Consider the following 14,303-nt stretch of genomic DNA (forward strand, 5'->3'; position numbering starts at 1 on the left):
GGGCGCTGCCGATCGGCATCAGCCCTTCTGCAGTTTCCAGGTCCGGATTTCGAAGGGCATGATATCGGCGGGACCTTTCCGCTCCAGCGGCTCCTCGAGGATGTTCAGAGCGCCGGATGCCTTCCATCCGGAGGGTAGCGACAGCGAAAGCTTGCCGCGGCGCCCGGCCGGTTCGTAGAGGCGCAGCACCAGCCCCTCGCCCTCCTCTGCAGGCTTCAGGCCCGAGAAGGCCACCGGCGTGCCCTTAACGCCGACGGGCGAAAGAGTTCCGGCTGCCAGCCCACTTGCCTCGACGGTCATCAGCGGCTGATTGAGATCCAGTGCCTCGTCGAGAACGCCACCCTCATGCCAGGCCCCTTCGTGCGGCATCAGCGCATAGGTGAATTTCTGCGCGCCTTCATCGGCAAGCGGATCAGGATAAACAGGCGCGCGCACGATGCTCATGCCGATGACATTGCCGCGGGCGCTGTGGCCATACTTGGCATTGTTGAGCAGCGCCACGCCGAAGCCCGGCTCGCTGATATCGACGAAGCGGTGGGCGGCGGCTTCGAACATCGCCTGTTCCCAGGAGGTGTTCGTATGGGTCGCGCGCTCGACCACGCCATAAGCGCATTCGAACGTTGCCTGCCGGGCGCTGACGGCGACCGGGTTCAGGGTGCGCAGCATCGTGCGGCGGTCGTGCCAGTCGATCTCTGTCTCGATATCGAGGCGTTTCGCATTGGCCGTCAGCACATAGGTGTTGGTGACACGCGAATTTCTGTAGCGGTGGACGACGCGGATCGCCGCCCGAGACGGACCGCTCTCGACCAGCTCGATGCTGTCAGGCGTATCGAGGCGTATCGCCTTGGCGGTATAGTCGGCATCGACATCCCAGGCATCCCAGTTGCGCGGCTTGTCGGCCGGATAGACCCAGAGCTGGTTGGCTGAGCTATCGACCGCCTCACGGTCGCTTGCCTTGTGAATCAGGCTCGTCACCGAACCATCCGTGCCGATTGTCACGGAGAGATGCTCGTTCTCCAGCGCCTGCCTGGCTGCCTTCAGGCCGCCAGCCGGCTTCAGAGCGCTACGATCGAAAACCGCGACGGAAAGCGGCGCGACGATATCGGCAGACGAGATGGCCGTTCCGTCAGGCAGCGTGGCGTTCAGCGGCCGGGCTGCAAGCGACGGATTGACCACCACAAGCGCAGATGATGCCGCGCCCCTTGGCAGGACAGAGGCGAGCGCGGTCAGGCCTGACGCCTGCTCCTGGCGGGCGTTGCCGATCACGCCGTCGAGCTCGTGTTCGGCATCGGCATAGACCTCGCGGATACTTGACCCCGGCAGGATGTCGTGGAACTCATTCTTCAACACCACGCGCCAGTCGCTTTCGAGGCTCCGCGGCTTTTCCGCACCCAGCATGTGAGCGAGCGAGGCAATGGTTTCGGCGGTGATCAGAGCGCGCTCGGCCTGACGATGCTTGCGCTTGACCCCGCTCTGCGTCGTCAGTGTGGCGCGATGCAGTTCAAGATAGATTTCCCCATCCCAGACCGGCAGCTGCTTTTCCGCCGCGGTCTTGTGCGCCTGTTCGTAGTAGCCTTTCACCGTGCCCCAGCGGGCCTGCGGGATCGCCGGGAAATCGCGCAGCTGCACCTCGCGCTCGACCATTTCCGGCGTCACCCCGCCGCCGCCATCGCCGTAGCCGACGGCCAGAAGCGAGGTCTCGTGCTGGGTCTTGCCGCGGAAATTCTTCCAGGTCGGCACGAAGCAATCCGGCTGCACGAAGCCGTTATAGCCGTGCATCGGATTGTCGAACGTGTGGGTCAGCACCTGGCTGCCATCGAGACCCTTCCACCAGAACAGATCGGAGGGAATATGGTTGGTCTCGCTCCAGTTGACCTTGATGGTGAAGAAGCTGTCGATGCCGCCAAGCTTGAGGATCTGCGGCAAGGCGCCTGAAAAGCCGAAGCAATCCGGCAGCCAGCAGACGCTGTGGCGGATGCCGAAAGTCTTTTCGAAATAGCGCTGACCATAGAGAACCTGGCGGACCAGGCTTTCGCCTGTCGGCATATTGGTATCGGGCTCGACCCACATGCCGCCGACCGTTTCCCATTTGCCCTCGGCGACCTTCGCCTTGATCCTCTCCAGAAGCGCCGGATCATCCTCTTCCATCTGCGCATAATAATGGGCGGTGGACTGGTTGAAGCGGAAATCGCCGGAGCGCTCCATCAGCGACAGTGCGGTATTGAAGGTCCGGCGCATCTTCCGGCGCGTCTCGTTATACGGCCACAGCCAGGCGAGATCGATATGGGCGTGGCCGGTCAAAAGCAGTTCTCCATTCGGCGGGAAGCGCTTCCGCAGTTCCTTCAGTCTGATCGTCAGCGTATCGAAAGCTGCCTGCGCCGTGGCGCTCTGCTGGTCGTCGAGCCCGGCCGGATGATCCTGCAGCTCCGGCAATTCCCAGATCTTCTGCTGCATGAACGCACCCGACGTGCGGGACACATAGGCTGCCGTATCCGACGGCCAGTCGAGACTGCCGAGCGCCTGTTCTGCCGCCTCTATCATATGCGCGACAGCTTCATGCCCGTCGAGCACATCGACAGCTTCGGTGATCTGCCGCAGCAGCAGATGCAGCCGGTGAACCGGCTCGTCCAGCCAGATCAGCCGCGCCTTGTTCAGCCGCGGCGCACGGTTGGGCTCGCCGAAGGGGAAACGCGCCACACTCTCCGTCGAAATGGAAAACTCGCGACCTCTGACAGGAAACTCCTGATGATAGGGATCGAGCCCGAACGTCTCAGCCTCCTCACCGCCGTAGTTCAGCGTGACCAGACTTTCGCCACCGAGATCGAGCTGCAGGCGGATCTTGTCCAGCGGCCAGTCGGCCGGCGCTTTTGCCGAAGCGGAAAAATGCACCGTGCCCTTGCGATGCGGCCAATCCTGGTGATGGGCGATCGGCTCGCCGTCGAAGGTCCAGCCGTCGATTTCCACGCTCTGCCTGTCGCGCCAATGGGCGAGTTCGGCGGTGCGTGCTTTCAGGCTGTCGAGACGCTGGGCAATGGTGAGAGACATAGCGTGTCCTATCGAATGATGTCGAATGCTCGGGCGGGGAGAGTGGAATGGCGCGGACGAGCCGCCAGCGGCGCGGCTCCGTCTCCTCCAACAGATCGCGCGGCCTTCTTAGATTAAGTAACTTTGTTTTCACGTCAAGCATGCAAGAAATCAGTTGCGAGAGTTTCGGGCGTGATACTGCTAAACTCAACCGAGTATTGGCCGTACCAAGATGGATCCGGCCGTATTCCAAGCTGAAATGGGCCAACCTAGTGTTTGGCTGAAGCGACGGATCTCTCTCGCGTCAAAAGCAATCGTTTGATGAAACGGCTTTTTGCGCGGCTCACAGCTTAGATCGCTGTCAACTGCCCAACGGCTATGGGCGTTCACCCACAATTTAAGGATGATTTTCGACGGACGCCGTTGGCAAGACTGATGCAATGATCAGCATCAAACAGAGGCAGTTTCAGTTACGGTCAACCGAGGCCAAAATGTTCTCGGCTTGCCTAAAATGCGATCGTTGCCCTTCACGCGTTTTCAGGAGGCGCCCTGTAGATCCAGGTGCGACGAAATCTGAAGGGCACTCACCAATGCTAGCCACCCCTACCCCCGAAACTATCACCCTCATAAAGGCCCACCTCGCAGAATTCACGGGTTGGTTCAATGACGCGGCGGCGAATGCAAATCTGAATGTCGCCCTCGACCCAAGTCTCTTTCTCAGTCACATCGACGTCGCAACTAACTTGGGTCTTAGCGAGATAGACCACGCCTTTCGGCTTGGACGTGTCACCGCCATCGAAGTGGAGACTGCGATTGCCGCGATCTCCAAGAAGCTGTCACAGCCCGGTCGCTCCGCCCTGCTCGTCGAGAGCGCGTCGGCAAACCGAGCATTGGGAACAACCCTGCTCACGATGTTTGCCGCTCCAATCCAGTTCCTTCGTTCAGAGAAGAAGTATGCACCACTTTTGCTCACCGCGGACTACAACGAACGCGAGCGAGCACAGCTCGCGATGCGGCAGTTCCTTCTGCTGTACGGGAGTATCGGTATCCACCGGACTGGCGAACAGATCTCGGAGGCTCTGCCGACCGTTCCCGAGCAGTTCTGCCTATCGGACCACATGTACGATCTACTTGGAGAGGACCAATATCCCGGTGGCCTGTCCGTCACCGATCAGATCACGCTTCCCGCGACGGCGGTCCGTACCGCAGGGAACATGATGGAAGTCATCGCGCCGCACCGGGAGAGAGCGTTGGAGCGCGGGCGGGAACCGATGATAATGCTCGACAACTCGCTGATGTCGCCGCGAGCGAACTCAGACAGGACCGGCAGCCGCAGACCATCCTTGGTCAGCCGCAAGCTCGACGAAATCAACAACGAGATTCGTCTCGATGATATCGCAGAGATGACGTTCGGATTTGCGCCAAGCCGCCAAGCCCGACCGACCGCGGCATAATTTCAGTGACTTCAACCCCGCCACTCCGGACGACTTCCCGATTGATGCCATCGCGTCGGCTCCCACCTTCGACCTAGGAATGAATGGGCACCCAAATCGCAGATTCCCGATCTCCGAATGCCTGCGCGCGTCCATCAAGCGCGCAGGCTCCAACCCAGGCGCACACGATCGCGTCCAGGGCATCCTCGAATGCCTTCAGCTCGTAGCCCCGAGATGTCGCCGCAGGAAGCGGAAGAGCCCGACGCACCCCGCCGATCTCTGTCTCCAGCAACCCTAAAATCCGATCCCAGATCTGCAGCAGCTTTGTCTGGCGATCAGCCGGGCTGCTATCGGGCCAATATTTTCGGGCTTTGGATTGCTTGTAAGGCAAACGTCGATCCGCCGTGGCGAGTTCGATCAGAGCAGGATGCGGGTATACCTCGATCAGCGATCTCGGATTAAGGCGCGATACTGCCAACGGATACCCGGCATCCTCGAACTCCACTCTGAGGTCATCGCTGATTTTGCCTGGTCGCTGAGCGCTTGGGGTATGGGTGCTGGCATGCTTGTTGCCGTACATCGTCGAGATGATATTGTCCGAAGTCCTCCGGCTGCTGATTGGGGTAAGCGATAAAGGCATGTCGATAGCCACCAGATCGACTGGCGCGCCGACCCTGTGCTCCGCCGCGGTCAGCAGAGACTTCGCGTCTGGTTTCGATCCGCGATGACGCAATATCGGGGCTGCTTGTTCCTCGGCTTCGAGAAACGCGGCGTAGGACGCCACAGCCTCGACGAGCTTCCACCCGGAGCCATCGTCGGTGATCAGTGCGACGCCACTCGGCTGGCGCTCTGTCCAGGCTGCATCAATGCCAAGAACTGATTTCAATGGCCCCTCCGGATAGCGCCGATCGAGCTGCGCGCAGCAGAACGTTCACTTCCGCAAATAGCTCTTCCGTCCATCGTCTGTCGTGCAATATCGTCCGCCGCGCGGGCCAGTGCAGTATTCACCAGAGCGACACGAGCACTCGCCGTCGGCAACGGGAACCATTTGTGTCGCGCCACCAAGCAAGCCGACAGCTCCTCCCATGTAGGCGGAGCAGGATTTCTTGCTGCCACTTACCGAACCGTCGTTGCAAAGAAGGTTTCTCCCTGGCACCCCGCGACGCCTCCCTTCCGCCCGCTGCAGGGCGTATTGGTCGCCACCGCAGATCCGGCAACAGCCAAGAGGACGGAAAAGGTAAGTATGACGCGGATAGGCGTACGATTGACCAATTTCAATGAGCCCTCCCTTTGAGCCATCTCCCCAAGTTAGTCACAGCACACTTTGCGGACGTAGGTATTCCCGAGTGTGACCATGGCGTCCTTTGCAATGAGACCATGAGCTTTCAGCGCGTTGGAGAGATCCTTCGCTTCCTGCTCCCCGTAAGCATCGTTCAGCGTGATCGCGATCCAGCCGTTGGCGGCAAGGTGGGCAGCGAGGGGAACCGATGATCCCTTGATGAACGATCGGGCATCATCAAGTGTCCGGTAGGACTTCACCTGAACGAAACGCTTGTCGTCTTGTGGCTCTTCGAACTGGTCGACGCGAACCCAGGAGTAGTGCATGTATCCTGTCGCGCCGCCCGCCTCAACTCGATACCAGTCATCGAGGATCGCGGTCACCTTCACTGGTGTTCCGTTGGGCGCCTGCGCGATCGTCCTCGCGTCCCCGTTGGCCGCAAACTTGACTGGCGCAACACCCTTGGGATGCCGGACAAAGCCACTCTTGGCTATCGGCACAAAGAGCGAAGGTGCGTTGATGACGCGTGTCTCGGACGGCAGACTAGCGGAATTTGCAGCGGGTGCTGCCTGCTCTTGATCGGGCGCATCCGGAAGCATTGCTACCCGGGCATCCGGCTTGGGGTAACAAAGGATCTGAAAGACTGACGGCGTAACGCTGTCAGCGAGATCCGCAGTTGAAAGCGGCGTCTGGTTGGCTGGGCTTTCAGCGGCTTGATCGGTCAAGCTCTGAGACTGCATGAACAACTCGGCGACCGAAGCTCGGATAGCGAAGTTGACGTTTTGGGCAGTGATCCCGATCTCGTCGGCCGTCTTTTTCGACAGCGTCGCACTTGTGATGCCGAGGAGATAGCCGTTCCGATCGACAACGGGTCCACCCGAATTGCCGGGCTGGATCGGCGTCGAAATCTGAATGTACCGCGTGTCGTTGCGGATACCCGCCAAGGCATTGACGTTACCTGTCGTGACCTTCACGGAATCTGCGAGCAACGTCGCCAGGGGAAATCCGACTGCGACGATATCCTCCCCGAGACGCGTTGGCGACTTGCGGAATACCAAGGGCTTTAATGCCTCGCCTCCGGCAATTTTGACGACGGCAAGATCGTTGATTTCATCGATGCGCGGGTCGGCAGCGTCACCCTTCCCTTTCACTTCAATACGGCCGCAATCCTGAATCACGTGAGCGTTGGTCAGGATCCAGCCATCGGAGGTCACCGCGAACCCAGTGCCTGAGGAACTGGGCTGATCGGCAAAGCATTGCGAAGAGATTGCAACCGCGAGACCAGCAGCGGCGATTAAACGAGATGTGACGGACATGCGAATTCCCCAGACGACCGCAAGCTAGAACTTCAGTGGCCTGGAATTCAACCTGTTATTGCAATCTTCCTTAATCGTCCGATCCGCTGTCACCATCTTTTTTGCACGTTGGAGGTTTTCGTAGACACCAACGCCACCCGCCCCCCCGCCCACAGCTGCGGCGCATTCCTCTTCACGACCTTCGACGCGAATGCGACCCTCCCGGTCGGTGACACCTTAAAGCGATGCGCCTTGTTCAAAAGCTTCTTGCCTGGATGCGTGAAGGCCGACACGGCGTGACGCAAGGCGCGTCCTGTGCTACCTCGGCTCTGAACTCACGCGAAACCTGAAAGTTGGTTCGAGGTCATGATCGGCAAGATCGTTCAGGCTTGGAAATTTGAAGAAATCGTACAAGTTTCCGGTTATAGGAATGTCGTGACCATGGACCTGCCTCCCGTGGCGCTCATTCACGATGGCTCCTCTGACGAGCGGCGGATCAACGATGGCGTCCCCTCCTACTTCATTGGGGAAACGGGATTGGCAACGGAAGGCGCCGAAAGAGCACAGCAGGTGTTGGAGCGGCTATACGCTCTTGGTGACTGGGCAGCAGGCGAAGTTGTTGAACGACAACGCCGGGAGCAAGAGCGACTGAACAGTGGCTACTATGACCTCAAGCCGCGGCTGACCATTCCTCAGATGCTCGTTCGCCGATTTTTGAAGGCAAATCCGGACTCGTCGTCCCAGGAAATCGCGAGCAGTTTAGGCTTGGCGCATGACGAAGTGTCTGAGGTCTTGCGGGAATTGTGCGAACTTGGTGTCCTTGTGCGGAAGTCCGGGACACTGGCCTCCTACGATTTGAGTGACGAAGAATTAGCTCGCTATCAATCGCCGCTCCCCTAGCTGGTGCTCGTCGATCCACACTAGGCGTGACGTGCGGTTACGTTTTCTCAGGATCTGTCGCGCATTCTCTGCCGAACTGCATCAACCGAGCCGAGGCCGTTGGGACATTGGGAAGACACGCGCCGTCTTGTTCTTGCGCGGGACGGCTACATATGCGTTTCGTGCTCGACGAAGGTTCGGTCGCGCGATGCCGACGTGCACCATCTACTTCCCAGATCCATGGGCGGGTCAGACGAGCTCTCGAACCTCGTGACGCTCTGCGATGGTTGCCACGCGGCTCATCATCCGAACCTTGCCGGGGGACTTGCCCGCCGCGCCATCGAGCGCTGGGCCATGCGGCTCGCCCGCTGGCTGGATCGCGATGCACGCGGTCTGGAAGCGGGCATGAATTTCGGCCCCGTGCTGCGCCTCTTCGGCGTCTCGCATTTCCGCAACGGACAGCTCCCGATCGTCCTCGCGGCACTCGCAGGCAAGTCGGTTCTAGTCGTCAGCCCGACAGGATCCGGAAAATCACTTTGCTTCCAGATTCCTGCCGTGCTGCGCCGAGGCTGCACTCTGGTCGTGAGCCCGCTGAAGACGCTCATGAGCGATCAGGTCTCCGGCCTGATGCGGCGGAAGATCCCGGCAACCTTCGTCAACAGCGGCCTCGGCAAGGAAGAGAAGGAAATCCGATATGGCATGCTCGGCGCGAACGCGCTGAAGTTCCTGTATCTGGCGCCGGAGCGCTTCTTTGTGAAGAGCCGAGACGAGCGCAAGGCCTTGGCCGAGCTTCAGCCCGAATTCCTTGTCGTGGACGAAGCCCACTGCGTGGATCAGTGGGGTAGAGACTTCCGTCCGGAATACGGACGCCTTGCCGAAGTACGTGCAACCCTCGGGTCTCCGCCCGTGCTCGCTTTTACCGCCACCGCAGGCCGCGAGATGCAACAGCGCATCCTGGCATCTCTTGGGGCCGCCAACGCCGAAGTCTTCGTCCGCGGCGTCGACAGGCCGAACATCGCCCTTGTTCGATGGCCCACTCCTCCCTCATCGCGCCATCGCGAGATCGCCGCCCTCCTGCGCCTCCCTGTTTTCGCATCGCGGAAGGCCATGATCTTCGTTCCGACCGCTCGTATCGGACAAGAGCTGCAGGCGGATCTGCGCAAGAACGGCTCGGACATCCCCTTCTATCATTCCAAACTCGGATCCGAGTGGGAACGGCAGGAATTGCTCAAACGCTTCCAGGGCGAAAGCCGTCCCATCGTGAACCACATCATCTGCACGAATGCGTTCGGCATGGGATTGGACGTTCCGGACGTGCGTGTCGTCGTACACTGGCAGCAGCCTGCGTCCGTCGAGGATTATCTGCAGGAATTTGGTCGCGCAGGACGGGACGGCAACCAGTCGGTCGCTATCACCTTCACTGAGGCCGGACGCGGCCCCAGGCGCGACATCGGTCTGCTCCGGTTCATGGCAGAAAAGACGGCAAATGGCTCGGGTCTCGATGAGCGGTCGGCAAAGCTCATGCTCAAGCAACGGATCTCGCAAATGGACGACCTCGCCGGGCTCCTCGGTTCAAAGGAATGCTTCCGCGAGGGACTGGTCGAGTATTTCGCAGGGCCTAAAGTCCGGTCGCGTCAAAGTCTTGGAATCCGAATCCTAAACTGGGCCTTCAGCAAAGAAGCCAGACCGCGCAGGTTCCGCTATTGCTGTGATGCCTGCGCGGGCGCTGACCAACGGCAGGTGACACTGACCCAGCATGTCGTCTCGGTCTTCGCTAAGCAAACGTAACAACGTTGCCAACGGCGGCGATCGACTGTTAAAACGCCACCGTCACAACTGCCCGAGGCCGTAATGTCCAGAGAAATCAGTAAGCTATTGAGCCTCGTCCTTCGCCATGAACCCGGCAAGTACGGTATAACCCTTGATGCCAACGGCTGGACGCCCATCGACCCGCTGATCGCCAAAGTCAGGGGAGCGGGAAACCCTGGCTTCGACCGAGCAGCGCTGGATGTCGTTGTCGAGAACAACGACAAGAAGCGCTTTACGATCTCGGAAGACGGCTTGAGGATTCGCGCGGCTCAGGGGCATTCGGTCGCTGTCGATCTCGGCATTGCACCGTCGCGACCGCCCGCTACGCTCTTCCACGGGACGGCGATCTCCAACCTTGACTCCATCATGAGCCAGGGCTTGCTCCCCGGCAAACGCCAGCAGGTTCATCTTTCGCGTGAGCGCCAGACGGCCATGAAGGTCGGCGGCAGGCACGGCAAGCCGATCGTTCTGACGGTGGCTTCGGAGCGGATGTTCGAGAATGGCATCCAGTTCTTCCAAGCCGAGAACGGCGTCTGGCTGACTGACCGGGTTGCGGCCGAATACTTGACATTCGACGATCTTGAAGCGTCGTGACGTCAGTCCCTAGCTTTCCATCGCGGGTCCGTCGGGTGCCGAGGCTTACTTTCGCCAGATGTCGTCGTAGTACATCACAAGTGTCGGAGATTCCGCGGTCGCAGACAATCGATAAAATCCGAGTTTGTAGAAGACCCGCTTTGCCGCGGTGGTACGGCCTTTGAAGTCGTATGCCAGCTGCCCGTCGGCCCACACCCGGAAATAGCCGTCGTTCTTGTTGCGCCAGTAAACTTGGACTCGGATGTCGTGCCATCGGCCGCGAAGGTCTTTTTCGGGGATTATCGTCCGGACATCCTTGCCGAAGGTGCCGTTGTTCGTATCGACGCGGCTCTTCACTTGCAGTCCGCCGCCGTGGCTCTGATAGAAGAACTGGTAGTCAGGATTGAACCGATTCTCTTCGTGAAATTGCCCCATGATGATCTCGCAGAGATCGGTCGGGTTCCAGTCCGACGGCAGATAGAAGCTCCAGCCGTAATCGCCCTTTGTGTTGACGGGCATGAAGTCATCGCCAGTCGTTATGATCTCGTTGCGCTCGTTCGTGTGCTGGCAGTCGCTCCAGCCACCCGTGACCACATCGCAATCGCCCCGGCGGAGCTCGATCCTCAAGGAGTATTTGCCGCTCTTGACTGGTTGGGGAGCCGTCACCAACTGCACGCCGTATGGCGGAGCCTTATAGTGGTACTGGCGGCGAAGATGCCATCCTGTTGCGATGTCCGCCGATTTGATCCGCTCACCCTCACCGATTTTGATGGAGGTTCCTTCGGACGCGCAGGCGGCCGTGCCCATGAGAAAGATAAGGGCCAGTTCGATAGCCCTTAAAGTGGCTGGAATGAACCTCATCGCGTGCTCCATGGATCGCGAGTATCCGACACGCTATCGTAACGCGACGCGCAGCCCGGTAGTCAATTCGCCCATAGTGACTAAGGTTGCCCGCCACCTCGTTCTCGCTGTCCAGCTTAGAAAACTGGGAATGTCGCCAACCGGACAGAAGCTGCTGCTCACGTCAAATATCATGGCCACCGTTCCTGGTCCGAGATAGCCGGAGCGATCCTACCTGGAGACTTCGTGGCATCCCCTGCTGCGAGGTCATTTTACGAATAGGATCATTCGGTCGGCGCCTGCCTGTCCTTTTCCGGCGACCAGCCTCTCGTGACGCCCTTACTCAGAAACGAACGAGCAATCTCAAGCTGTTCGCGCAGGTGGCCGCAGTCCTCCAACAAGGTCTCGATCGTAGCTCGGGCATCGCCGTCATGCCAGGCAAGGGCGGCTTCAACCGGATCCGTGATTTCGACAGCCTTGTTCTCTGCAAGCATACGTTTTCGACCCCTGAACGGGAACTGCGTGGTGCGTTGTCGATGAGCATGTCCAACAATTCGAGACTTCATTGCCTCATCGCGGCCGGAACCGTTGGACTTGATGGAAGTTGACGGCGGAAACGAGTCGCGGCAACCAGGATTAGAACGAGTCCTTCCTTATAGCATCGCCGCGCTCTGGCCCCGCACCTGCGAGATAGGGCATGTCCCATCTCAAGGACTGGATCGAAAAATCCAAAACGGCACGCCTATATCCCCAGGAACCAACAGGATTGCGCCCTCACAACGGTTGCTCTTGTTTAAGCAATGCCGCAGATTCGGGGCAGTTGAATCCTATGAGGCAGGAACTGGACTGTCACTTGACCGAACAAATTCAAGGAAAACGATTTTCTCAGGTCTATCTGCGTCGGCCTGAGTTGCAGCAAGACAGCGATAGGATGCGCAATCGATTAGCTATGGTGTTCCACCGCATATCGAAGCGCGGATTCAATATCGTGGACACAGCCGAACACGAGCTTGGCATTAGACTTGGGTTGGTACGATCGGACTTCGAGTGGACAAGAGTTGTTCGTGGCATGGAGATGCGTGACGTTCTCGACATGATCACAATCGTCTGCGTGTGCTTTCGAAACGTCTCTCGCTTGAGCGCGAGCGACCAGATCAGGCCGTTTCTTGAGACTGTGACCCGGATTTTCCAAGAAGAGCAGATGGGCTATCGCGTCGATCCAGCAGGGGGTGTCCACTATGCGGTGGATCCGGAGTTCGAAACCGGACGTGTGGCAACTATCACTGCACTCGGTCGATCCCGCTACAACGGTGTGCGATCCCTATTTGAAGCGGCGTTCACAGCGCTCGATGGGGAACTTACCGACGGCAAAACCGCCATCCGACAAGGCTTCTTCGCTACTGAAAGCTTGTTTCGGCTGATGTTTCCCAAAGCGCAGCAACTTGGGACTGGGGAGGTTCAAACGCATTTGTCGCCATTAGTTGACCGGATCTACGCAGGGCAACGGCCCGGCCTCATGGTTGCAAAGAAACGGCTGGCAGCTCTTCGATCGTGGATTGAGGCGGCGCATTTCTATCGTCATGAACCTGGTTCGGAAGAACCCGCGCAGCCTCCGCTGGAGTTAGCGATCTACATGCTCGCCGATGCTGGCGCTCACGTTCGCTGGCTTGCATTTCTCGATGAGAGGGCTGCCGGATGAAGATCACCCTTGGAAACGTGGCGATCAACTTGTTCGTGACGATCGTGAGCGCGCTCGTGGCAGCCTATTTGGTCGATTACTTTCAGATCGGCGCTACGGACAAACTGGAAAACAAGCGTCCGCCCATCATTATGACTTACGCGGCCATCGAGGTACCCAGCACCGCAAATAAAATGCTCAGTGCCAACGACTTAGGCATCGCGAATCCTGCGGACGATGTAAAGAACGTGATAAATTTCCTTTCGTTCGGCTTTACCGTTGTCGAGTACGAGGTCGGCAATCCGACTGAAAAGCTTCAGCGAGACGTGGAGCTGCGAATCCCCAACGATGTCACCTACGTCTTCGCAGGCTCGACTGCTGCTCGACTTGACCTGAGCAAGGCGCAGCACTTCGATCTGGAGCCTAATTCTAAAATGAAGTTCCTTGCGATTCAACGCTACCAACATAGCAGACTGGCAGTCGCGGTGGGCGACGAATACTTCAATCCGATCGACACTAAGCAATACACGGCTGACATCCAAGCCGCGCAAGCAGTCGCACAGGTAGAGCAGCGCAACTTCCTCGTTCCCACAATTGTCTTTTGGCCTATTTTCGCGGGACTGGCATCAATCATTCCCTTGCTCATTCCACTTGTCGTTCAATTAACGCGTGGCCGGAGCGTAGCTCCCGTGGAAATTTCTACGACGGAGAACCCGCGACCAGCACAGAAGCGTCCGACAAAGGAAACCGGAAGCTAAAAAGCCCTGGTGTTGGAAGGTTTTTTCCGGGAGGCGGGTCCCCAGAGCCTGATAGACTTTTTGATGCCGCCAACTATCGTGCCTCATGGATTCATCTAGGGCAAACACACAGTGACTGATAAGCGATATCAAATTTTCATCAGCAGCACTTTCACGGACCTGCAGGCGGAACGTCGTGCGGTCCAGGATGCGGTGATATCGATCGGAGACTTCCCGGTCCAAATGGAGTCGTTTCCGGCAACCGACCAGAAACAGATGGATTTCATCACGCCACTGATCGAGGAAAGCGACTACTACATCCTCATCATCGGGGGGCGCTACGGGACCGTCGACAGTTCCGGCCTCAGCTTTACGCACCAGGAATTCCGGTGCGCGGTCGAGAGGGACATTCCGGTTCTTGTAATGATCCACGGCAAACCAGAGGATATTGCTGCTGGGAAATCAGAGGCCACGGATCTCGGACGCAAGAAGCTTCATGGTTTTATTGAAGAGGCCCAGCACAATCGGATCCGCAAAGCATGGGAAAACCTTGGCGATCTGAAGCTTGCAGTCCGCGAAGCCCTCGATCATGCGAAACGAGCCAACCTGCGTATTCCAATGAAACCGGACAGGAATTCCGATCTTTAACCGGACGCTTATTCCAGCGTTATACCGGACGCGGTTCCGAGGCTAAGCCAGACGGCCGCAATGTCTCTGGGTCGTGGTTTATCAATGTCGGCGTATATCGGCTCGGTC

Annotated in this window: 12 protein-coding genes; 7 read left to right on the forward strand and 5 right to left on the reverse strand. The window is 58.7% G+C overall.

All coding sequences use genetic code 11. The features are described from left to right. Nucleotides 1-18 precede the first annotated feature (18 nt). Entirely contained in the window at nt 19-3,045 is a 3,027-nt protein-coding gene (locus AC1DNK_RS26335) for an alpha-mannosidase (RefSeq protein WP_477944043.1), read from the reverse strand. A gap of 569 nt (nt 3,046-3,614) precedes the next feature. On the opposite strand from AC1DNK_RS26335, the gene AC1DNK_RS26340 reads away from it, so the two are divergent. Further along, nucleotides 3,615-4,478: a hypothetical protein gene (locus tag AC1DNK_RS26340; RefSeq protein ID WP_477944044.1), complete on the forward strand. Its 864-nt coding sequence runs from the start codon at nt 3,615-3,617 to the stop codon at nt 4,476-4,478. 73 nt (nt 4,479-4,551) lie between these two features. On the opposite strand, the gene AC1DNK_RS26345 is transcribed toward AC1DNK_RS26340, so the two are convergent. Together AC1DNK_RS26345 and AC1DNK_RS26350 are read right to left on the reverse strand one after the other, a co-directional pair. Beyond that, a complete protein-coding gene (locus AC1DNK_RS26345) occupies nt 4,552-5,343 on the reverse strand; it encodes a DUF429 domain-containing protein (protein ID WP_477944045.1) in 792 nt (263 codons plus the stop codon). Between the two features lie 422 nt (nt 5,344-5,765). Continuing rightward, entirely contained in the window at nt 5,766-7,052 is a 1,287-nt protein-coding gene (locus AC1DNK_RS26350) for a trypsin-like peptidase domain-containing protein (protein ID WP_477944046.1), read from the reverse strand. A gap of 345 nt (nt 7,053-7,397) precedes the next feature. On the opposite strand from AC1DNK_RS26350, the gene AC1DNK_RS26355 reads away from it, so the two are divergent. The 3 genes from AC1DNK_RS26355 to AC1DNK_RS26365 all read left to right on the forward strand — a co-directional run bounded on the left by AC1DNK_RS26355 (nt 7,398) and on the right by AC1DNK_RS26365 (nt 10,313). Beyond that, nucleotides 7,398-7,931 (forward strand): hypothetical protein, encoded by a 534-nt coding sequence (locus AC1DNK_RS26355; RefSeq protein WP_477944047.1) that lies wholly within the window; start codon nt 7,398-7,400, stop codon nt 7,929-7,931. Nucleotides 7,932-8,030: 99 nt separating this feature from the next. Next, nucleotides 8,031-9,698, forward strand: a complete 1,668-nt coding sequence (locus AC1DNK_RS26360; RefSeq protein WP_477944048.1) for a RecQ family ATP-dependent DNA helicase — start codon at nt 8,031-8,033, stop codon at nt 9,696-9,698. A gap of 63 nt (nt 9,699-9,761) precedes the next feature. Next, nucleotides 9,762-10,313 carry an RNA 2'-phosphotransferase gene (locus AC1DNK_RS26365; RefSeq protein ID WP_477944049.1) on the forward strand — a complete coding sequence of 184 codons (552 nt, stop codon included), beginning with the start codon at nt 9,762-9,764 and terminating at the stop codon, nt 10,311-10,313. Between the two features lie 45 nt (nt 10,314-10,358). Here the strand turns inward: AC1DNK_RS26365 and AC1DNK_RS26370 are convergent, their stop codons facing one another. Continuing rightward, entirely contained in the window at nt 10,359-11,153 is a 795-nt protein-coding gene (locus AC1DNK_RS26370; protein WP_477944050.1) for a polysaccharide lyase family 20 protein, read from the reverse strand. A gap of 263 nt (nt 11,154-11,416) precedes the next feature. Next, on the reverse strand, nt 11,417-11,626 hold the full coding sequence (locus AC1DNK_RS26375) for a dehydrogenase (protein ID WP_477944051.1): 210 nt from the start codon (nt 11,624-11,626) through the stop codon (nt 11,417-11,419). Nucleotides 11,627-11,829: 203 nt separating this feature from the next. On the opposite strand from AC1DNK_RS26375, the gene AC1DNK_RS26380 reads away from it, so the two are divergent. From AC1DNK_RS26380 to AC1DNK_RS26390, 3 genes are all read left to right on the forward strand, one after another. After that, complete coding sequence (locus AC1DNK_RS26380) at nt 11,830-12,831, forward strand: hypothetical protein (RefSeq protein ID WP_477944052.1); 1,002 nt, start codon at nt 11,830-11,832, stop codon at nt 12,829-12,831. Beyond that, nucleotides 12,828-13,568 carry a hypothetical protein gene (locus AC1DNK_RS26385; RefSeq protein ID WP_477944053.1) on the forward strand — a complete coding sequence of 247 codons (741 nt, stop codon included), beginning with the start codon at nt 12,828-12,830 and terminating at the stop codon, nt 13,566-13,568. Before AC1DNK_RS26380 ends, AC1DNK_RS26385 begins: the two co-directional genes overlap by 4 nt. Before the next feature lie 111 nt (nt 13,569-13,679). Next, a complete protein-coding gene (locus AC1DNK_RS26390; protein ID WP_477944054.1) occupies nt 13,680-14,195 on the forward strand; it encodes a DUF4062 domain-containing protein in 516 nt (171 codons plus the stop codon). Nucleotides 14,196-14,303 lie beyond the last annotated feature (108 nt).

The sequence above is a fragment of the Rhizobium sp. 01N424 genome (assembly GCF_056399485.1).